This is a genomic window from Actinoplanes rectilineatus (assembly GCF_000962825.1).
GTDB lineage: Bacteria > Actinomycetota > Actinomycetes > Mycobacteriales > Micromonosporaceae > Actinoplanes > Actinoplanes rectilineatus.
Genome location: NZ_JZKF01000129.1, coordinates 1 through 19,022 on the forward strand (window position 1 = coordinate 1; position 19,022 = coordinate 19,022).

Below are 19,022 nucleotides of genomic sequence, written 5' to 3' on the forward strand. Positions count from 1 at the left end.
CAGGACCGCTTCGCGTTCCTCTGGGACGACCTCGTCGACGGCGCCCTCGGCGCGATCGTCCTGGTCGACACCCGCCGCATCGAGGACTGCTTCCCGGCCATCGACTACTTCGAGGAGCACGAGATCCCGTTCATCATCGGCGTCAACCGGTTCTCCGACTCGATGCGTTTCCACCTGGAGGAGGTCCGCGACGCCCTCGGGGTGGGCGACGACGTGCCGCTCGTCGAGTGCGACGCCCGCCGGCGCGAGTCGGTCAAGAGCGTCCTGGTCGCCCTCACCGAGCAGGTCCTGGTGAAGCGGGAGAGGGCGGCGTCGACGTGGTGAAACGGCTTCTGGCTCTCGCCTGCACGATGATCCTCGCCGGTTGCGCCGCGACCGACGCCGAGATCACCGCGCCGCCGGGCGTCCCGGGGAACACCGCGTGCGGCGATGTCCGGATCGCGGTGAACCCCTGGTCCGGTTATGCGGCGAACGTCGCCGTGGTGGCCCGGCTCCTGGAGACCGAGCTCGGCTGCACGGTGACGACCGCCGAGCTGACGGAGGCCAACTCGTGGGCCGGTCTCGCCGACGGCACCGTCGACGTGATCCTGGAGAACTGGGGTCACGACGACCTGAAGAAGAAGTACATCGACGACCAGCGGGTGGCCGTCGAACTGGGACTGACCGGCAACAAGGGCGTGATCGGCTGGTACGTCCCGCAGTGGATGACCAAGACCTACCCCGACATCACGAACTACCGCAAACTCAACGACCACGCCGACCTGTTCCGCACCGAGCGTTCCGAGGGCAAGGGCCAGTTCCTGGCCGGCGACCCGTCGTTCGTGACCAACGACAGCACCCTGATCACCAACCTGAAGCTGGACTACACCGTCGTCTACGCCGGCAGCGAGGACAAGCTGATCGCCGCGTTCCGCAAGGCGCAGACCGAGAAGACCCCGCTGATCGGTTACTTCTACGAGCCGCAGTGGCTGCTCTCCGAGATCGACCTGGTCCGGGTGCCGCTGCCGTTGTACCGGCCGGGGTGCGACGCCGACCCGGACAAGGTGGCCTGCGACTACCAGCCGTACGACCTGGACAAGATCGGGCGCAAGGCGTTCGTCGACTCGGGCACCCCGGCAGCCAGCCTGATCAAGAACTTCACCTGGACGAACGACGACCAGAACCAGGTCGCCCGCCAGATGACCAAGGGTGCGGACGCCGACGAGGCCGCACAGACGTGGCTGGACGCCAACCGGACGGTCTGGGAGGCGTGGCTGCCGTGAGGGACGTGGGGCGGTTCCGAGAAGACCGCCCCACACCATCACCGGTTGCTAGACCGAGGCCGAGATGCAGAACGGGTGACCGGCCGGGTCGAGCAGCACCCGCCAGCGGTCCGGCTGCGGCTGGTGGTCCGGCTTGACCGCCCCGATCCCGATCACCGCGGCCTCGCCGGCGTCCAGGTTGTCCACCCCGAACTCCAGGTGTGCCTGCTTCGGCACGTCCGCCTTCGGCCAGGTCGGCGCGACGTACTCGGCGACCTTGACGAAGCCCAGGCCGGTGCCGGGTTCGCCGAGGTAGACGAACTCGTCGCTGGTGTAGGTCGGTTCGATCCCGAGCAGCTTGGTGTAGAAGGCGGCCAGCGCGACCGGGTCGTCGCAGTCCAGCGAGAACCCGACGTAACGGGCGAGTGCCATGAGAAGTCCCTTCATCGGTACACACGGTGGAACAGGAGCCACTCTGCCGCCCAAGGCTGACATCTTCTGTCAGTCATCCTGTGGCAGTCTTCGGCCATGCGCGCGAGCCGGCTCCTCTCCATCCTGTTGCTGTTGCAGGACCGCGGCAGGCTGACCGCCCACCAACTCGCCGGTGAACTCGACGTCTCGGTCCGCACGGTCTACCGCGACATCGAGGCCCTGAGCGAGGCCGGCGTCCCGGTCTACGCCGAGCTCGGCGCCGGCGGCGGCTACCAGCTGCTGGACGGCTACCGCACCCGGCTGACCGGCCTCACCCCGCAGGAGGCCGCCACGATCTTCCTGGCCGGCGTGCCGGACGCCGCCGCCGAACTGGGCCTGGGCGCGGTGCTGACCACCGCCGAGCTCAAACTGCGCGCCGCGCTGCCGGACCGGCTGGGCCGGCACGCCGACGAGATCCGGGACCGTTTCCACCTGGACGCGGCCGGCTGGTTCCGGGAGACCGAGACGAACCCGCACCTGGCGCCGCTGGCCGGCGCGGTCTGGGAGCAGCGCCGCTGCCGCATGCGGTACCGCCGCTGGCGTGCCCCGCACGAGGTGGACCGGGTGATCGAGCCGCTGGGTGTGGTGCTCAAGGCGGGTGTCTGGTACTTCGTGGCCGTCGTCGATCCCGGCAGTCCCCCGCGCACCTACCGGGTGGCGACGATCCTCGAGCTGGAGGTCCTCGACGAGACCTTCACCCGGCCCGCCGACTTCGACCTGGCGAGTTCCTGGGCGGCGTGGGCCGCCGACTTCGAACGCCGGCTGCACCGCGCCGGGGCCACCGTCCGCTTCTCCCCCGCCGCGCTGACCCGGATCCCGTACCTGATGACCCGTGCCATGGCCCGCGAGACCCGGGACCGGGCCACCACCCCCGACGCCGACGGCTGGACCACCATCACCCTGCCCATCGAGTCCGTCGCCCACGCCCACGCCGAATTCCTCCGTCTCGGCGCCGACGTCGAGGTCCTCGCCCCGCCCGAGCTGCGCACCCTGATGCACGAATCAGCAGCCCGGATGCTGACCCTCTACACCCCATAGATCAACACCGTTTCTCCGGTACGAGCCACACCTCCCTCGAGAAATGCGATCCGTCCCCGAGGCCCCGGACGGCCGGGGTCACTGCATCGGCGTATACGGGTTGATCCAGGTGACGGCGCCGTACCCGTACGCGTCACAGGCGTCCTTGAGCGTCGCGCCGACGGTGTCGCGTTCCGCCCGCAACACCAGCTCACCGTCCACCTGGAAGATCGTCACCAGGACCGACACCATCGCCTCCGGCGGTAGCTCGACCGGCACCTCGACCCGCGCCCCGCTGTAGGTGACCAGGGTCAGCACCCCGGTCAACGGCCGCGGCCCCCGGTTCGCGGTCACCGCCAGCATCAGCCGGTCGATCTCCCGGACGTGCAGCAGGTCCCAGGTCAGCGACGGGCTGCCGCCACGGTGGTCGAGCAGCAGGCCACCGGCCTCGACCAGCGAACCCGGCTCCGGGTTCAGAACGCGGACCTCCCGGGACCGCCGCTGGCACGCCACCAGGAGACGGCCGACACCGGGTTCGGACCAGTGCATGGTCGCGGTGAGGGTACCCACCCCGGACTGGATGCGGGTGAGGACCGCGGTGGGCGTCGGCGGGGTCAGCGCCAGCGGCCGGTCCGGCGCGACCCGGCGGACCGGGGCGAGCCTGCGCCGGACGGCCGGCGGCGGGTCGGACCGCGGTGGGACGGCGGGGGCGGTGGGCGTACCCAGATCGAGGAGGTCTCCCCCGGCGGCCCGGACCGGAACCGGCTCCGGGGGTGCCACCGCGGGCCGGCGTCGATGCCGCAGGTAGGGCAGGTCGGTGCGGGGCGGGGCGTCCTCCGGTGACCCCATCCTCACAGCGACACCCCGAAGTCGCGGGCCACCCCGGCCGCGCCGTCGCCGTAGCCGTCGCCGAGCACCCGGAACTTCCAGTCCTGCTGGTGCCGGTAGATCTCGCCGAGCGCCATCCCGGTCTCGTCGGTCAGCCCCTCGGCGAGGTTCTCGGACCGGACGAGTTCCACGCCGCCGTTCAGGTTGAGGACCCGGATCTCGCAGCGGCGCAGCCGGCCCAGGGTGCGGCTGAGGCCGAGTCCCTCGTTGACGTACGTCACGACGACGATGTGCTGCACCGCGTCCGGGACGGCGTCCAGGTCGATCTCGATCTGGTCGCGGTCGGATCCGAGCGCCTCCTCGAGCCGGCGCACCGACATGTCCGGGGTGGCCAGCTGGTTGAAGAACACGAAGTGCTCGTCGGACAGCACCTTCTTCGACGGCCCGCACAGCAGGACGGCGACCACCAGGTTGTCGGTGAGGACCGTCTCGACCCCGGCGTCGAACCGGACCCCGAGCACCACCCCGGTCAGGTCCGGGATCTCCCTGGTCAGCGGCGCGTTGGCACCGCGCCGCATCACCGCGGCCGGCCCGATCACGGCAGGTCCAGGTCGGACCGGGTGAACTTGGTACGCAGGAAGTTGCTCTGCGTCTGCATCGCGTCCACGTCCCGGTCGCGGACCGCGGCCAGCGCGGACGTCGCCGCGGTGTGCAGGTCGGCGAGCTGGTCGTGCAGCAGGTCGTCCGGCGTGCGGCCGTCACCGCGGGGCCGGTCGCGCAGGTGTTCGTCCACCGCGAGATAGGCGCGCAGGGTGGTCGGCAGGTAGTCGCCGGCGCTTCCGGTCACCAGGATCATGGTGGTGGTCTCCAGCGGGGTCGACGCGGTGATGGTCCGCAGCGTGTCGGTGATCCAGCGGGCCTGCACGACGGCCCAGCCGGGCAGTCCGGCGGCGCCGCGGTTGATGAAACGGTCGAGGTCGTCGAGCATCGCCGCCGGGTCGGGCGGCTCGACCGCGGCCGGCGACGGATCCCGGTCGGCGTCGGTGCGACGGAACCAGCGCACCGATCAGTTACCGCCGTCGTTGCGGCGGGACCGCTCCAGGTAGGGCTGGGCGCGCTGGATCTGCCCCTCCAGCGCGTGCACGGTCTGCGACATGGACTCGACGGCCTGCGCCCGGAAGGTGTCGATGGCGTCCATGGTGGCGAACACGTTGTCGAACGCGGCCTGCAGTTTCGCCACGTCGACCGTCGCCGACGCGGCCTGCTGGTTGATCGCGGCGCCCTGGGTCTGCAACTGCCGTGAGGTGGACTCGATCAGGTTCGACGTCACCGTGTTCAGGGCGTTGATCTGGTCGAGGACGAGCTTCTGGCGGGTCAGCGCCTGCGACACGATCACCGCGATCCGCAGGGCGGCGACCGTGGTGGTCTGCGACCGGTCCACGCCGCGGATCAGTTCCAGGTTGTTCTTGCGGATCAGGTCGAGGGCGAGATAGCCCTGCACGCTGACCGCCATCTGGGTCATCAGGTCCTGCCGGCGCTGCCGGATCGCGAAGAGCGCGTCGGAGGTCAGCGTCTGGGCGTCCTCGGTCCGGCCGGCCGCCTCCAGTTCGGCGACCTTCGCGGTGATCGCCTCGTCGAGCGCGGCGGCCAGTTCGTTGTACTCACTGAGCCGTCCCATCGACGACCAGAGGTTGGCCTTCTCGGTCTCGATCGCGGCGTTGTCCTTGCGCAGCTCGTCCTGGCCGGAGGCGAGCGCCCGGATGATCGCGTCGAGGTGGCTCTGGGCGGAGCGGTACTGGGCGAAGTAGCGGTCCACCTTGTCCCCGCCGGGCAGCCACTTGAGGGCCTTCTTGACGCCGGTCAGGTCGGCCCGTTTCGGGTCCAGTTCGGTGACGGTGACGCGCAGGTCGGCCAGGGTCTTGGCGACCCGGGTCTGCGCGTCGCCGCCGCCCTTGCCCAGCGCGGCGGCGGGCCGGTCGAGCATCCGGCTGGACGCGGTCGCGGCGGCCCGCATGTCCTGCTCGCCCATGCTGGTGATCGATTCGACCTTGCGGTGGAAGTCCGGCGACTTGCTGTCGATCCCGGCGAGCTCGTTCGCGAACGAGGCGGCGCGCTGCTGCAGTTCGGTCTGTTTCGTGGCCGGGACGGCGACGGCACCGGCGGCCTGCACCGGGGTCACCTCGGTGACCGGTCCGGGCGGGGTGAGGACGAGGGGCTCGGGCGTCGGGCCGAGATCGAGGCTGGACATGCGCTCAGCCGACGTTGACGCCGAAGTCACGGGCGATGCCGCCCAGGCCGTTGGCATAACCTTGCCCGACGGCCCGGAACTTCCATTCGTTGCCGTGCAGATAGAGTTCGCCGAATATCATCGCGGTCTCCGTGGAGAAATCCTCGCCCAGGTCGTAGCGGGTCATCTCCATCCCGTTGTCGGCGTTGATGATCCGGATGAAGGCGTTGCGCACCTGACCGAACGACTGCCGGCGTTGTTCGGCCTCGTAGATGGAGACCGCGACGACGACCCGGCGGCATTCGCCGGGCATCGCCTGGAGGTTGACCTCGATCCGCTCGTCGTCGCCGTCGCCGCCACCGGTCAGGTTGTCACCGGCGTGCTGCACCGCGCCGTCCGGGCTGGTCAGGTTGTTGAAGAAGACGAAGTGGCGGTCCGAGAGGATCCTGCCGCTCTCGTCCACCATGAGCGCGCTGGCGTCCAGGTCGAAGTCCGCACCGGTGGTGGCCCGTTCGTCCCAGCCGAGGCCCACCGTGACCGCTTTCAGATTCGGCGCCTGTTTGGTGAGCGAAACATTGCCACCCTTGGCGAGACTGACCGACATATCTCCCCCACGCCTCTCACATCCACCGCGTCAATCGCCCCCATCGTTCTCCAGAACACCGTGATTCGTCAGGGAACCTCGAATCCAGCCTGTCGCGATGCCGCCGCGATTAGCCTTCGACCCGTGCTTATCCGCGTTTTCGGATGGTCGTTCGCCGTGACCGCCGCCGCTCTGATCGGAGCCTTGGCGCTGGGCGGCACCGGAGCGCTCGCGCTGGTCGCCATCCTCTGCGTCCTGGAGATCTCGCTCTCGTTCGACAACGCGGTCGTCAACGCCACCGTCCTCAAGCGCATGAACGCGTACTGGCAGCGGCTGTTCCTCACGGTCGGCATCATCATCGCGGTCTTCGGCATGCGCCTGGTGTTCCCGCTGCTCCTCGTCGCGGTCACCGCGCAGATCGGCCCGGCCGAGGTGGTCCGGCTGGCGCTGGCCGGCGGCACGGTCGACGAGCCGGGCACGTACGCGGCCCACCTGCACGAGGCGCATCCGAGCATCGCGGCGTTCGGCGGCATGTTCCTGCTGATGCTCTTCCTGAACTTCGTCTTCGAGGACCGGGCCGTCACCTGGCTGGGCTGGCTGGAGCGGCCGCTGGCCCGGATCGGCCGGCTGGACCAGGTGTCGGTGGTGACGGCGCTGATCATCCTGGTGGTCACCGCCGAGACCCTGGCCGACGAACCGGCCACCGTGTTGCTCGCCGGCGTGCTCGGCGTCACCACGTACGTGCTGGTGAACGGCCTGGGCGAGATGTTCGAGACGGACGGCTCGGACGACGGCGACCACGCCGCCGGCATCCACGGCGACGCGCTGGCCGTGGAGCAGTCCCTCAAGACGGCCGGGCCCGCACAGGCCGGCTCGGTGGCCGGCAAGGCGGCGTTCTCACTCTTCCTCTACCTCGAGGTGCTGGACGCGTCGTTCTCCTTCGACGGCGTGATCGGCGCGTTCGCCATCACCCAGGACATCTTCATCATCGCGACCGGTCTCGGCGTCGGCGCCATGTACATCCGGTCGATCACGATCTACCTGGTCCGCAAGGGGAGCCTGGACGAGTACGCGTACCTGGAGCACGGCGCGCACTGGGCGATCGGCGCACTGGCCGCGATCCTGCTGATCAGCATCAGGCACGAGGTGCCGGAGATCGTGACCGGTCTGGTCGGCGTCACGTTCATCGCCGCGGCGATGGTCTCGTCCATCGTCCGCAACCGCCGGGGTGGGCTCGCCGCCTCGGCGGAGGACCGCCGTAACAACCTCATCGACGCCTAAGGAGCGTTGCCATGGGCGTGAGTCTGCGCAAGGGCGAATCGGTCTCCCTCGAGAAGGCCTCCGGCGACGACGCGCTGTCCGTCGTCCGGATGGGTCTGGGCTGGGACACCATCAAGAAGCGGGGCCTGTTCGGCGGCATGAAGGAGCAGAGCGTCGACCTCGACGCGTCGTGCCTGCTCTTCGACGGTCAGGGCGCGCTGGTGGACCAGGTGTGGTTCCGGCAGCTGCGCAGCCGCGACGGCGCGGTCACCCACACCGGCGACAACCTGACCGGTGCCGGGGACGGTGACGACGAGAGCATCGTGGTCGATCTCGGTGGCCTTGCTCCGGCCGTACAGTCGCTGGTCTTCGTGGTGAACTCCTTCACCGGCCAGAACTTCACACAGATCGAGAACGCCTTCTGCCGCCTGGTGAACCAGAAGAACGAGCAGGAGATGGCCCGGTACGACCTGTCCGGCAGCGGCTCGCACAACTCCCAGGTCATGGCCAAGCTGAGCCGGGGCGCCGGCGGCTGGACGATGACCGCGATCGGCGCGGCGGCCACCGGGCGGACCTTCACCGACCTGCTACCCGTGATCTCCCAGAACCTCTAGGCAAGGAGCAACCATGAGCGTCAGCCTCACCAAGGGCGGCAACGTCTCGCTGACCAAGCAGGCCGGCCCGGGCGGGTTGTCCGCGGTCACCGTCGGGCTCGGCTGGGACCTGCGCACCACCACCGGCGCCGACTTCGATCTGGACGCCAGCGCCATCGTCGCCAACGCGGCCGGCAAGGTGATCTCCGACCAGCACTTCGTCTTCTTCGGCAACCTGCAGACCCCGGACGAGTCGGTGCAGCACACCGGGGACAACCTGACCGGTGCGGGTGACGGCGACGACGAGCAGATCAACATCAAGCTGGCCGACTTGTCCCCCGATGTCGACAAGGTGGTCTTCAACGTCTCGGTCTACGAGGCGGACCAGCGGGGACAGTCCTTCGGGCAGGTCCGCAACGCCTTCATCCGGGTGCTGAACCAGGCCGACGGCAAGGAGCTGGCCCGCTACGACCTGTCCGAGGACGCGTCGACCGAGACGGCCATGGTCTTCGGCGAGGTGTATCGCAACGGCGCCGAGTGGAAGTTCCGGGCCGTCGGCCAGGGCTACGCCTCGGGTCTGCGGGGCATCGCCCAGGACTACGGCGTCAACGTGGCGTGATCACCGTGCCCATCGACTACACCAAACGCCCGGCGGCGGCCGCGACCCCGCCGGTCTCGCTGTCGAAGGTCAGCCTGACCAAGGCGGCGCCGACCGTCTCGCTGACCAAGCAGGGTTCCGCCTCCGGCGTGCTGCGGGTCAACCTGAACTGGAACGCCAAGCCGGCGACCGGCGGCGGGATCTTCCGCAAACCCGCGCCCGGCGTCGACCTGGACCTGGGCTGCCTGTACGAGTACACCGACGGCTCCAAGGGTGTGGTCCAGGCGCTGGGCAACGCCTTCACCGACCGGCACTCGTTCGGGAGGAACCCGATCTGCCGGCTCGACGGGGACGACCGGTCGGGCGCCGTCTCCCAGGGGGAGAACCTCTTCGTCGACCTGGCGCAGGCGCAGGCCGTACGCCGCATCCTGATCTTCACGTTCATCTACCAGGGCGTGCCGAACTGGGCCGAGGCGCGCGCCGTCGTCACGGTCTTCCCGGCGAGCGGGCCGGAGATCGAGGTGCTGCTCGACGACGCCGACGACCGGGCGTCGATGTGCGCCATCGTGATGCTGGAGAACACCGGCTCGGATCTCTCGGTACGCCGCGAGGTCCGCTACATCCAGGGCGGCCACAAGAAGATGGACGAGGCCTACGGGTGGGGCATGCGCTGGGAGGCCGGCCGTAAGTAGGCAATCCCGCGCCACGGCCGGGATTCCTGTGCGCTAATGGGCATATGCGGCACTTCGCCCATCTCGCGCCGGAGATCCGCGGGCGGCTCTTCTCCCGCGAGCCCGGCTCCTTCGACCGCTCCGCGGACCCCGAGACGCTGTCGGTCGCGCTCGGCGCCACCCTCTACATGCCGGGCACCCGGCCGGACCTGGCCCGCGACCTGCGGTCCGCCGCCGCGCGCGGCGTGATGAGCGTGGTCGTATGTCTGGAGGACGCGATCGACGACGACAGCGTCGCCGCGGCGCAGGAGAACGTGATCACCCAACTGCGGACACTGACCGCCGCCGAGACGCCGCTGACCTTCGTCCGGGTCCGGCACCCGGACCAGATCACCGCCATCGTGGGCCGTCTCGACGCCGCGTCGACCCCGCTGACCGGGTTCGTGCTGCCGAAGTTCACCGACGTGGACGGCGCCGACTACCTCGACGCGCTGGCCGGCGCCGCGGACACCTCCGGCCTGCGCCTGTTCGGCATGCCGGTGCTGGAGTCGACGGCCGTCGCCCACCGGGAGACCCGCGACGACACCCTGCACGCGGTGCAGCGTCTGCTGGGCAAGTACCCGGGCATGGTCCTCGCGATCCGGGTCGGCGCCACCGACCTGTGCGGCGTCTACGGGCTGCGCCGCGAACGCGACCTGACCGTCTACGACGTCTGCGTGGTCGCCGACGTGATCGGCGACATCGTGAACGTGTTCGCCCGCGCGGACGGCACCGGATACGCGGTCAGCGGACCGGTCTGGGAGTACTTCGGCGACGCGGGACGCCTGTTCAAACCCCAGCTCCGGGAGTCGCCGTTCCACCCGCACTACGCGAGCGACCTGCGCCGCGACCTGCTCGCCTCCGGGCTGGACGGCCTGCTGCGGGAGGTGACCCTGGACAAGGCGAACGGGCTCACCGGCAAGACCGTCATCCACCCGAGCCACGTGCCGGTGGTGCACGCGCTGATGGTGGTCACCGCCGAGGAGTTCGCCGACGCCGACGACCTGCTGGCCACCGGGGCCCACGGCGGCGTGTGCGCTTCGGCGTACCGGAACAAGATGAACGAGGCCCGGCCGCACCGCGCCTGGGCCGAGCGGGTCCTGCGCCGTGCCGCGGTCTTCGGCGTCGCCCGGGAAGGCGTCGGCGCCGTCGACCTGCTCGTGGCCGGCGCCGCCGCATGACCACGACCGCGCCGGTACGGCCCGGCTGGCCGGGATCCTGGGTCGCCCGGCACCTCCCGGCCACGCTGACCGGCACACCCGGCGTCGAGGACCTGGTCGGGCTGGCCCTGCGCGACAACACCCGCCGCGTCCACCTGCTCGTCTCCCGGGTGCTGGGCAAGCACGTACCGGTGCACCCGGCCGAGATCCGGTCCGCCGGCCTGCGCCTCGGACAGCAGGTGCAGACCCTGCTCCCCCCGCGCGCTCCCGGGGTGGTTCCGCTGGTCATCGGGTACGCCGAAACAGCCACCGCCCTGGGTCAATGTGTAGCCGACGCCCTCGGGGACGCGATCTGCCTGCACTCGACCCGCCGGGAGACGCCGGGCATCCGGCCGGCCGCGCAGTTCGCCGAGGCGCACTCGCACGCCACCCGGCACCTGCTCGCCCCCGCCGACCCGGCCCTGCTGCACGGCGACGGCCCGGTGATCCTGGTCGACGACGAGCTGACCACCGGCGCCACCGCCGCCGCCACCATCCGGGTGCTGCACGACCTGCACCCCCGCCGGCACTACGTCGTCGCCGCCCTGGTGGACACCGCCGGCCCGGACTGGGCCCGGCGGCTCGCCGCCGAACTCGGCACCGGCATCACCCTGGCCGCCACCGTTCAGGCCCGGCTCGACCTGCCCGCCGACGTCCTCGACCGGGGGCACGACCTGGCCGTCCGCCACGGCGAACCGCCCCGGGCCTCGCCCGGCGCACCGCGGGTGACCCGGCTGCGACCGCCCTGGCCGGACGGCCTGCCCGCGGACGCCCGGCACGGCTTCCACCCGGCCGACCGGGACCGCCTCGAGGCCGCGCTGCCCGCCCTGACCGCACCGGTGCCGCACGGCGGACGGCTGCTCGTCCTCGGCACCGAGGAGCTGATGTACACGCCACTGCGCCTGGCCGGGGCCCTGGCCGATCGCGGCGACGACGTCCTGTTCGCCAGCACCACCCGGTCCCCGGCGCTGCCCGTCGACACCCCCGGGTACGCCCTCCGCGACGCCGTGACCTGGACGTCCGGGGAGGACGGCGGGCCGCGGTACGCGTACAACCTGGTGACGACGGCACCGGACGCCGTCCTGCTGGTCACCGACACCACCGTGCCGGCCGGCCTGATCGCCGCGCTCGGGGCGGCCACCCGGCACGTCCTGGTCGCGACCGTGGGCGCGGCATGAGCGCCCCGGTCAACACGCCGCTGCGGGGACCGGCGTTCGGGTCGTACCCGCTGGACGACGTCGGATGGCTGCTCACCGACCTGTCCGGGACCGACCTGGAAGCCCCCGCCGAGCAGCGGGAACGGGCCGTCCAGTCGGGGACCGCCCACTACGCCGAGTCGCTGCCGGTCGAGTACCGGCCGGCCGGCGACTACCTCGCCCTGTTCCACCGGGCACTGCGGGACAACAGCGTTCGGGTCGCCCACGACGTCGGCGTCCTCACCGAACTGGTCCGGCACCTGGTGACGCCCCGGCCGGTGCTGCTCTCGCTGGCACGCGCCGGGACCCCGGTCGGTGTCCTGATGCGCCGCTGGGCCCTCGCCGCCGACGGCGCCGACCTGCCGCACTACGCGGTGAGCATCGTCCGCGGCCGGGGCATCGACGTCGCCGCCCTGCGCTGGGTCGCCGACCGGCACGGCACCGCGGACCTGGTCTTCGTCGACGGCTGGACCGGCAAGGGCGCGATAGCCCGGGAACTGCACGAGGCCCTCGCCGCCGTCCGCGACCGGGACGGCCTCGACGTGCCCGGCCGGCTGGCGGTCCTCGCCGACCCGGGCGGCTGCACCCCGCTGCACGCCGGCCGCGACGACTACCTCATCCCGTCGGCCTGCCTCAACTCCACGGTGTCCGGTCTGGTGTCGCGGACCGTGCTGAACCCGGCCCTGACCGGTCCCGGACGGTTCCACGGCGCCAAGTTCTACACCGAGTTCGCCGCCGACGACCTCTCCCTGACCTTCCTGGACGCGGTCAGCGGCCGCTTCGACGAGGTACGGGCGACGGTGGCCCGGGACTGGCCGGTGCTGGCCGCCGCCGACCGGGACGTCACCTGGCAGGGGCTCGCGGAGGTGCGGCGGATCGGGGCGGCGTACGGGGTCACCGACCTGAACCTGGTCAAACCCGGGGTCGGCGAGACCACCCGGGTGCTGCTGCGCCGGGTGCCGTGGCGGGTCCTGGTCCACCCCGGCGCGGGACCCGACATCGAGCACGTCCGGGTGCTGGCACGACGGCGTGGCGTACCCGTGGAGGTCGTTCCCGACCTGCGCTTCCGATGTGTCGGACTGGTCCGGGGCATGACCGGATGACCCTCGCGGACACCGATCCGACCATCCGGTATCCACCACCACCGTCGCCCGTCTCCGGACCGGCGCTCGTCGCCTGCGACCTGGACCGCACCCTGATCTACTCGGCCGCCGCGGTGACCACGCCGGCCCCGCCGCTGGAGGTGGCCGAGACCAGCGACGGCGCGCCGCTCAGCTTCCACACCCGGGGCACCGGTCCGCTCCTGGCCGCCATCGGCCGGCTCGCCCCGTTGGTACCGGTCACCACCCGGACCCTGGACCAGTACCGGCGGGTCCGGCTCACCGGGTGGCCGCCGCGGTACGCCGTCGCGGCCAACGGCGGGCACATCCTCGTGGACGACCGGGTCGACCCCGCGTGGGCCGGCACGGTCGCCGCCCTGGTCGGGCAGGAGTGTGCTCCGCTCGGTGAGGTCCACGACCACCTGCGCGACGCCGCCGGCGCGGACGAGTGGCTGCTGCGCGTGTACACCGCCGACGACCTGTTCTGTTACGCCATCGTGGAGCGGTCCCGGTTGCCCGCGGACTGGCTGCCCGAACTGTCGGCGTGGTGCGGGCAGCGCCGGTGGAACGTCTCCCTGCAGGGCCGCAAGGTGTACTGCATGCCCCGCCCGGTGACCAAACAGGCGGCGGTGGCGGAGGTGGCCCGCCGCCTGCGGACGGAGGTGCTGTTCGCGGCCGGCGACTCACTGCTGGACCAGGATCTGCTGCGGGCCGCGGACGCGGGTGTCCGGCCCGCGCATGGGGAGTTGCACGAGCGCGGCTGGGCACACGACCGGATCGCGGTGACCGACGTCAGTGGGGTCATGGCCGGTGAGGAGATCGCCGCACGACTGTTGGCCTATCTGCTGCATCGGCCGTGAAAGTGTCGGTGGGCACTGCTACCTTCGCGGGATCGTTCGACTGCGGCCCGAGGAGTTCCGTGACCATCAACGAACACCTGACGACGTTCGCCGGGCTTCCCGTCGTGTCGTGGGACACCGTGCCCGACGACCCGTCCTCGGTCGCCTGGCGGATCGACACCATGGGTGAGGACGAGGACCACTTCGCGAAGGCCCTGGCCGCGGTGATCGAGCGCACCGGTCCGGACGGTCCGGCAGCGATCGTCATCGGCGACTGGGACGGCGCCTTCGACGACGGTTTCGACGCCGAGCTGCTCACCGACCACGCCGACCAGCTCCGCGGGCTGCGGGCCCTGTTCGTCGGCGAGATGACCTTCGAGCAGTGTGAGATCTCCTGGATCAACCAGGGTGACATGACGCCGATCCTGGAGGCGTTCCCCGGCCTCGAGCATCTGTGGATCCGCGGCTCGCAGGGGCTCGAGTTCCCCACCATGCGCCACGAGGGCCTGCGGCACCTGGTCCTGCAGTCCGGCGGCCTGCCCGCCTCGGTGGTCCGCTCGATCAGCGCCTGCGACCTGCCCAACCTGGCCCACCTGGAGCTGTGGCTGGGCGTCGACAACTACGGCGGCGACGTCCGCGCCGACGACCTGTCGGTGATCCTGGCCGGCCGGGCGCTGCCGTCGCTGATCTCGCTGGCCCTGCGCAACGCGGAGATCGCCGACGAGGTCGCCGAGGCGGTGGCGTCCGCGCCGGTGGTTGCCCGGGTCACCGAGCTCGACCTGTCGATGGGTGCACTCGGCGACGACGGCGCCGCGGCGCTGCTGGCCGGGCAGCCGCTCACCCACCTGAGCCGTCTCGACCTGCACCACCACTTCATGTCCGAGGACATGACGAAACGCCTGGTCGACGAGCTCAAGGGGGTGCTGGTGGACGTCTCCGACCCCCAGCAGGAAGAGGAGTGGGGCCGCTACACCGAGGTGTCGGAGTAAGTGCGACTCGCCGTCGTCGGCAACCCGGGCAACCGCCGGGTCGCCCTGTTCACCGCGGCCGTGGAACGTGCCGGCCTGCCCGCTCCCGAGGTCCATCCGTGGCGTGACGTGCTGCTCGCAGGCACGGTCCCCGGGCCGGAGAGCACCGTGCGGATCGACTCCCCCGGTGAGGACGCCGAGGTCGGCCGGCTGCTGCGCGAGCTGGGCAGCGGCGGTCCGGTCCGGGCGGCCGAGCACGGTGAGATCACCGGTTCGGCCGACGCGCACGCCGGGCTGGCGCGGGCGCTCGCCCGGATCGAGGCGGGCGGCGGGCATCTGCTCAACCGGCCGGAGGACATCCTGTGCATGAGTGACAAGCCGCGCTGCCATGCCCGGCTGGCCGCCGCCGGGGTGCCGGTGCCGGCCGCGCTGCCCGGCCCGATCCGCGACTACGCGTCGCTGCGGTCCGCGATGCACGACGCCGGCTGGAGCCGGGTGTTCGTGAAACCGTCGCACGGCTCGTCGGCGTCCGGGGTGGTCGCGCTGGCGGCGGCCGGTTCCCGGATCGCCGCCACCACCTCGGTCGAGCTGTCCGGCGGGCGATTGTTCAACAATCTGCGCGTACGCCGTTATGCCGCGGAGGCCGACGTGGCCGCGATCGTCGACGGCCTCGGACCCGACGGCCTGCACGTCGAGCGCTGGTTCCCCAAGGCCGGCCTCGGCGACCGGGTGCTCGACCTGCGGGTCGTGGTGATCGGCGGCGAGCCGGGACACGTGGTCGTCCGCACCAGCCGCTCCCCGATGACCAACCTTCATCTGGGCAACGCCCGCGGCGACGTGGCGGCGGTCCGGGCCGCGGCCGGCGAGGCGGCCTGGTCCGCGGCGATGCAGACCTGTGCCCGGGCGGCCGCCTGTTTCCCGGACACCCTGCAGGTCGGCGTCGACCTGATGTTCCGGGTCGGCTGGCGCGACCACGCGGTCGCCGAGGTCAACGCGTTCGGCGACCTGCTGCCGGGCGTGCTCGCCGACGGGCGGGACACCTACCAGGCTCAGGTGGAGGCGCTGTGCTCTCTCTCCCGGGGGCATCATGCGTGATCTGATCGGCAGCCACGACCTGCTCTTCGTCACCCTCGACACGCTGCGCTGGGACATCGCCGAGTCCTGCCTGGCCACGGGGCGCACCCCCACCCTGGCGTCGGTGCTGCCCGGCGGGGTCTGGCAACGGCGGCACAGTCCGGCCACTTTCACGTACGCCGCCCACCACGCGTTCTTCGCCGGTTTCCTGCCCACCCCGGTGCCACCCGGCCGTCACGAGCGGATGTTCGCCGCCCGGTTCGGCGGCAGCGAGACCAGCGGCCCGCACACGTTCGTGTTCGACGCCGCCCACCTGCCGGCCGGGCTGGCCGCCGAGGGCTACCACACCGTCTGCCTGGGCGGCGTCGGCTTCTTCAACACCGGGGCGCCGCTGGGCCGGGTGCTGCCCGGCATGTTCGCCGAGGCGCACTGGGACCGCAGTTTCGGGGTGACCGATCCCGCCTGCGTCGACAACCAGCTCGACCGGCTCGAACAGATCATCGGCGGCCTGCCCCCGGAACGCCCGCTGTTCACGTTCCTCAACGTGGCCGCCATGCACCAGCCCAACAAGCACTACCTGCCCGGCGCGACCGAGGACTCCCTGGAGAGTCACGCCGCCGCCCTGGAGTACGTCGACGGTCGCCTCGGCCGTCTGTTCGCCCTGGCGGGTGGCCGTGGCCGCCCCTGCCAGGTGATCATCTGCTCGGACCACGGCACGCTCTACGGCGAGGACGGGTTCGTCGGTCACCGGGTCGCACACGACAACGTCTGGACAGTTCCCTATGCCGATTTCATCCTTGGATGACTCCCCCTACCAGGGCTACCTCTACGCGTACCCGCACAAGACCGCCTACCGCCGCCTGGAACCCCGCCCGCTGCTGAGCGACGTGTGGTCCGGCGAACGGCAGGACTCCCTGTTCGGCTACATCCACCTGCCGTTCTGCGAGATGCGTTGCGGCTTCTGCAACCTGTTCACCCGGGCCAACCCGCCGGACGAGCAGGTCCGGGCCTACCTCGGCCAGCTGCGCCGGGAAGCCCGGGAGGTCCGCGACAGCCTGCGCCCGGACGCCCGGTTCTCCCGGCTGGCGATCGGCGGTGGCACCCCCACCTACCTGACCGCCCCCGAACTGGAGGAACTGTTCGGCATCGCCGCCGACGCGTTCGGCGCTACCGGGGTGCCGATGTCCGTGGAGACCTCCCCGGCCACCGCCACCCCGGACCGCCTCGAGGTGCTCGCCGGACACGGCACCACCCGGGTCAGCATCGGCGTGCAGAGCTTCCTGGACACCGAGGCCCACGCGGCCGGCCGCCCCCAGCGGCTCGCCGAGGTGCTGGCCGCGCTGCAGGCGATCCGCGACGCCCGCATCCCGGTCCTCAACCTCGACCTGATCTACGGCATCGACGGCCAGACACCGCAGACCTGGCAGCACTCGCTGGACGAGACACTGCGCTGGCGCCCCGAGGAGATCTACCTCTACCCGCTGTACGTCCGGCCGCTCACCGGACTCGGCCGCCGCGCACACGCCCGCGCCGACTGGGACCGGCAACGCCAGGAGCTCTACCGCCAGGCCGTCGACGTCCTCGAGGACGCGGGCTACGTCCGGCATTCGATGCGCCAGTTCCGCCGGGCCGACGCGCCCGAACCGGACGGCCCGGACTACTGCTGCCAGGACGACGGCACCGTCGGGCTGGGCGCGGGCTCCCGGTCGTACACCGACGGCCTGCACTACTCGTTCGACTACGCGGTCGCGGTGCCCGAGGTCCGCGCGGTGATCGACGACTACATCTCCCGCCCGGCCGGCGACTTCCGCCACGCCGAGTTCGGTTTCCACCTCGACGCCGTCGAACAACGCCGCCGCTGGCTGCTCAAGTCGCTGCTGCGCGCCGACGGCGTCGACGCGGTCGCCTACAAGGAACGGTTCGGCACCGCCCACGACGACGACTTCCCGCAACTCACCGAACTGGCCGACCGCGGCTGGCTGAGCGGAGACCGGACCACCCTGACCGCCGAGGGCCTGTCCCGCTCCGACGCGATCGGCCCGTGGCTGGTCTCCGGCGACGTCCGCGAAGCGATGGGAACCTACGTCCCCCGATGACCGACGACCTCTACATCCTCTACCGGGGACCGCTGGCCAGCTGCAACTACGACTGTCCCTACTGCCCGTTCGCGAAACGGGTCGACCCGCCGGACCTGCTGCGCGCCGACAAGGCCGACCTGCTGCGCTTCGTCGACTGGGTGGAGCAGACCACCGACCGCAGACTGTCGGTGCTGTTCACCCCGTGGGGCGAGGGCCTGACCCGCAGCTGGTACCGCGACGCCATCGTCCGGCTGTCCCACCTCCCGCACGTCGCCCGCGTCGCGATCCAGACCAACCTGGCCGCCCGCACAGGCTGGCTCGCCGACGCGAACCCGCGGGTGGCGGCACTGTGGACCACGTACCATCCGGGCCAGGTCACCCCGGAACGCTTCCTGGAACGCTGCCGCAGCCTCGACGAGCTAGGAGTCCGCTACTCGGTGGGGGTCGTCGGCCTGCCCGAACACCACGCCGCGGCGGTGGCGTTGCGGGCGGCCCTGCCGCCCTCGGTCTACCTGTGGGTGAACGCCGCGGAGGGCCACGTCTACACCGCGGACGAGGAACGCCTGTGGACGGCGCTGGACCCGCGGTTCGGCGACAGCGTCCGGCCGCATCTCTCCCTGGGCCGCGACTGCCACGCCGGGGAGACGGCCATCTCGGTGCTGGGCGACGGCACGGTCCGCCGCTGCCACTTCATCCAGACCCCGATCGGCAACCTCTACGACGGGTCGTGGCGTGCGGGTTTGCGGCCGCGGGCCTGCGGCAACGCCATCTGCGACTGTCACATCGGCTACGTGCATCTCAAGCCTCTGAAGCTTCGTGACGTGTACGCGGAAGGCCTGCTCGAGCGGATCCCCGCCCTGTGGCCGGTCGCGTAGCCGACCCTGGACACCTTCCACAGTCAGGGTCAGCGTGGTGATTTCGGGCGCTCAGCACGCCCGAATTCACCACACCCACAACAGCGTGGCGACTTCAGGCGCCCAGCACGCCCAAAATCACCACACCCACAACAGCGTGGCGACTTCAGGCGCCCAGCACGCCCA

General features: G+C 71.2%; 22 protein-coding genes. 16 read left to right on the top strand and 6 right to left on the bottom strand.

Going from position 1 to position 19,022, the window contains the following annotated elements; translation table 11 throughout:
• The coding region (locus WH85_RS43555; RefSeq protein WP_045748074.1) for a GTP-binding protein at window positions 1-324 on the top strand (324 nt) is incomplete at its 5' end.
• 26 nt (window positions 325-350) lie between these two features.
• Complete coding sequence (locus tag WH85_RS43560; RefSeq protein WP_045748092.1) at window positions 351-1,262, top strand: ABC transporter substrate-binding protein; 912 nt, start codon at window positions 351-353, stop codon at window positions 1,260-1,262.
• A 48-nt stretch (window positions 1,263-1,310) separates the two neighbouring features.
• Here WH85_RS43560 and WH85_RS43565 read toward each other — a convergent pair whose 3' ends face one another.
• On the bottom strand, window positions 1,311-1,688 hold the full coding sequence (locus WH85_RS43565; protein ID WP_045748075.1) for a VOC family protein: 378 nt from the start codon (window positions 1,686-1,688) through the stop codon (window positions 1,311-1,313).
• Window positions 1,689-1,769: 81 nt separating this feature from the next.
• Between WH85_RS43565 and WH85_RS43570 the strand changes: the two genes are divergently transcribed.
• A complete protein-coding gene (locus WH85_RS43570) occupies window positions 1,770-2,750 on the top strand; it encodes a helix-turn-helix transcriptional regulator (RefSeq protein WP_045748076.1) in 981 nt (326 codons plus the stop codon).
• A 78-nt stretch (window positions 2,751-2,828) separates the two neighbouring features.
• On the opposite strand, the gene WH85_RS43575 is transcribed toward WH85_RS43570, so the two are convergent.
• Genes WH85_RS43575 through WH85_RS43595 form a run of 5 tightly spaced genes read right to left on the bottom strand, consistent with a single transcriptional unit; the run spans window position 2,829 to window position 6,388 of the window.
• The gene (locus tag WH85_RS43575) at window positions 2,829-3,578 is read right to left on the bottom strand and encodes a hypothetical protein (RefSeq protein WP_045748077.1); all 750 of its coding nucleotides are present in this window, start codon (window positions 3,576-3,578) and stop codon (window positions 2,829-2,831) included.
• Between the two features lie 2 nt (window positions 3,579-3,580).
• Complete coding sequence (locus tag WH85_RS43580) at window positions 3,581-4,156, bottom strand: TerD family protein (RefSeq protein ID WP_211275630.1); 576 nt, start codon at window positions 4,154-4,156, stop codon at window positions 3,581-3,583.
• On the bottom strand, window positions 4,153-4,620 hold the full coding sequence (locus tag WH85_RS43585) for a hypothetical protein (RefSeq protein WP_045748078.1): 468 nt from the start codon (window positions 4,618-4,620) through the stop codon (window positions 4,153-4,155). Before WH85_RS43585 ends, WH85_RS43580 begins: the two co-directional genes overlap by 4 nt.
• 3 nt (window positions 4,621-4,623) lie before the next feature.
• Window positions 4,624-5,805, bottom strand: a complete 1,182-nt coding sequence (locus WH85_RS43590) for a toxic anion resistance protein (protein WP_045748079.1) — start codon at window positions 5,803-5,805, stop codon at window positions 4,624-4,626.
• Between the two features lie 4 nt (window positions 5,806-5,809).
• Complete coding sequence (locus WH85_RS43595; protein ID WP_045748080.1) at window positions 5,810-6,388, bottom strand: TerD family protein; 579 nt, start codon at window positions 6,386-6,388, stop codon at window positions 5,810-5,812.
• Between the two features lie 123 nt (window positions 6,389-6,511).
• Here WH85_RS43595 and WH85_RS43600 point away from each other — a divergent pair, with 123 nt between their 5' ends.
• From WH85_RS43600 to WH85_RS43660, 13 genes are read left to right on the top strand one after another with little or no spacing between them, the layout of a single operon-like run.
• Window positions 6,512-7,648 carry a DUF475 domain-containing protein gene (locus tag WH85_RS43600; protein WP_045748081.1) on the top strand — a complete coding sequence of 379 codons (1,137 nt, stop codon included), beginning with the start codon at window positions 6,512-6,514 and terminating at the stop codon, window positions 7,646-7,648.
• A gap of 11 nt (window positions 7,649-7,659) precedes the next feature.
• The gene (locus tag WH85_RS43605; RefSeq protein WP_045748082.1) at window positions 7,660-8,241 is read left to right on the top strand and encodes a TerD family protein; all 582 of its coding nucleotides are present in this window, start codon (window positions 7,660-7,662) and stop codon (window positions 8,239-8,241) included.
• A gap of 13 nt (window positions 8,242-8,254) precedes the next feature.
• The gene (locus WH85_RS43610) at window positions 8,255-8,839 is read left to right on the top strand and encodes a TerD family protein (RefSeq protein ID WP_045748083.1); all 585 of its coding nucleotides are present in this window, start codon (window positions 8,255-8,257) and stop codon (window positions 8,837-8,839) included.
• Window positions 8,836-9,510 carry a TerD family protein gene (locus WH85_RS43615; protein ID WP_211275631.1) on the top strand — a complete coding sequence of 225 codons (675 nt, stop codon included), beginning with the start codon at window positions 8,836-8,838 and terminating at the stop codon, window positions 9,508-9,510. The genes WH85_RS43610 and WH85_RS43615 overlap by 4 nt, the downstream gene beginning before the upstream one ends.
• A gap of 44 nt (window positions 9,511-9,554) precedes the next feature.
• Window positions 9,555-10,709, top strand: a complete 1,155-nt coding sequence (locus tag WH85_RS43620; RefSeq protein WP_045748084.1) for an HpcH/HpaI aldolase/citrate lyase family protein — start codon at window positions 9,555-9,557, stop codon at window positions 10,707-10,709.
• Window positions 10,706-11,905 carry a phosphoribosyltransferase family protein gene (locus WH85_RS43625; protein ID WP_045748085.1) on the top strand — a complete coding sequence of 400 codons (1,200 nt, stop codon included), beginning with the start codon at window positions 10,706-10,708 and terminating at the stop codon, window positions 11,903-11,905. Before WH85_RS43620 ends, WH85_RS43625 begins: the two co-directional genes overlap by 4 nt.
• Entirely contained in the window at window positions 11,902-13,026 is a 1,125-nt protein-coding gene (locus WH85_RS43630) for a cysteine protease StiP family protein (protein WP_045748086.1), read from the top strand. Before WH85_RS43625 ends, WH85_RS43630 begins: the two co-directional genes overlap by 4 nt.
• Window positions 13,023-13,883, top strand: a complete 861-nt coding sequence (locus WH85_RS43635) for an HAD family hydrolase (RefSeq protein ID WP_045748087.1) — start codon at window positions 13,023-13,025, stop codon at window positions 13,881-13,883. Before WH85_RS43630 ends, WH85_RS43635 begins: the two co-directional genes overlap by 4 nt.
• 59 nt (window positions 13,884-13,942) lie before the next feature.
• Window positions 13,943-14,851: an STM4015 family protein gene (locus WH85_RS43640; RefSeq protein WP_052721227.1), complete on the top strand. Its 909-nt coding sequence runs from the start codon at window positions 13,943-13,945 to the stop codon at window positions 14,849-14,851.
• Window positions 14,852-15,925, top strand: a complete 1,074-nt coding sequence (locus WH85_RS43645) for an STM4014 family protein (RefSeq protein WP_045748088.1) — start codon at window positions 14,852-14,854, stop codon at window positions 15,923-15,925.
• On the top strand, window positions 15,918-16,709 hold the full coding sequence (locus WH85_RS43650; protein WP_045748089.1) for an STM4013/SEN3800 family hydrolase: 792 nt from the start codon (window positions 15,918-15,920) through the stop codon (window positions 16,707-16,709). Before WH85_RS43645 ends, WH85_RS43650 begins: the two co-directional genes overlap by 8 nt.
• Complete coding sequence (locus WH85_RS43655; protein ID WP_245674353.1) at window positions 16,702-18,000, top strand: STM4012 family radical SAM protein; 1,299 nt, start codon at window positions 16,702-16,704, stop codon at window positions 17,998-18,000. Before WH85_RS43650 ends, WH85_RS43655 begins: the two co-directional genes overlap by 8 nt.
• Complete coding sequence (locus WH85_RS43660; protein ID WP_045748091.1) at window positions 17,997-18,857, top strand: STM4011 family radical SAM protein; 861 nt, start codon at window positions 17,997-17,999, stop codon at window positions 18,855-18,857. Before WH85_RS43655 ends, WH85_RS43660 begins: the two co-directional genes overlap by 4 nt.
• Window positions 18,858-19,022: the final 165 nt, after the last annotated feature.

Excerpts from the sequence above, each read along its gene's own strand:
- WH85_RS43565 (WP_045748075.1), bottom strand. The coding sequence starts at position 1,688 with ATGAAGGGACTTCTCATGGCACTCGCCCGTTACGTCGGGTTCTCGCTG.
- WH85_RS43660 (WP_045748091.1), top strand. The coding sequence starts at position 17,997 with ATGACCGACGACCTCTACATCCTCTACCGGGGACCGCTGGCCAGCTGC.
- WH85_RS43620 (WP_045748084.1), top strand. The coding sequence starts at position 9,555 with ATGCGGCACTTCGCCCATCTCGCGCCGGAGATCCGCGGGCGGCTCTTC.
- WH85_RS43560 (WP_045748092.1), top strand. The coding sequence starts at position 351 with ATGATCCTCGCCGGTTGCGCCGCGACCGACGCCGAGATCACCGCGCCG.
- WH85_RS43625 (WP_045748085.1), top strand. The coding sequence starts at position 10,706 with ATGACCACGACCGCGCCGGTACGGCCCGGCTGGCCGGGATCCTGGGTC.
- WH85_RS43595 (WP_045748080.1), bottom strand. The coding sequence starts at position 6,388 with ATGTCGGTCAGTCTCGCCAAGGGTGGCAATGTTTCGCTCACCAAACAG.
- WH85_RS43575 (WP_045748077.1), bottom strand. The coding sequence starts at position 3,578 with ATGGGGTCACCGGAGGACGCCCCGCCCCGCACCGACCTGCCCTACCTG.
- WH85_RS43570 (WP_045748076.1), top strand. The coding sequence starts at position 1,770 with ATGCGCGCGAGCCGGCTCCTCTCCATCCTGTTGCTGTTGCAGGACCGC.
- WH85_RS43590 (WP_045748079.1), bottom strand. The coding sequence starts at position 5,805 with ATGTCCAGCCTCGATCTCGGCCCGACGCCCGAGCCCCTCGTCCTCACC.
- WH85_RS43605 (WP_045748082.1), top strand. The coding sequence starts at position 7,660 with ATGGGCGTGAGTCTGCGCAAGGGCGAATCGGTCTCCCTCGAGAAGGCC.
- WH85_RS43610 (WP_045748083.1), top strand. The coding sequence starts at position 8,255 with ATGAGCGTCAGCCTCACCAAGGGCGGCAACGTCTCGCTGACCAAGCAG.
- WH85_RS43635 (WP_045748087.1), top strand. The coding sequence starts at position 13,023 with ATGACCCTCGCGGACACCGATCCGACCATCCGGTATCCACCACCACCG.
- WH85_RS43650 (WP_045748089.1), top strand. The coding sequence starts at position 15,918 with ATGCGTGATCTGATCGGCAGCCACGACCTGCTCTTCGTCACCCTCGAC.
- WH85_RS43630 (WP_045748086.1), top strand. The coding sequence starts at position 11,902 with ATGAGCGCCCCGGTCAACACGCCGCTGCGGGGACCGGCGTTCGGGTCG.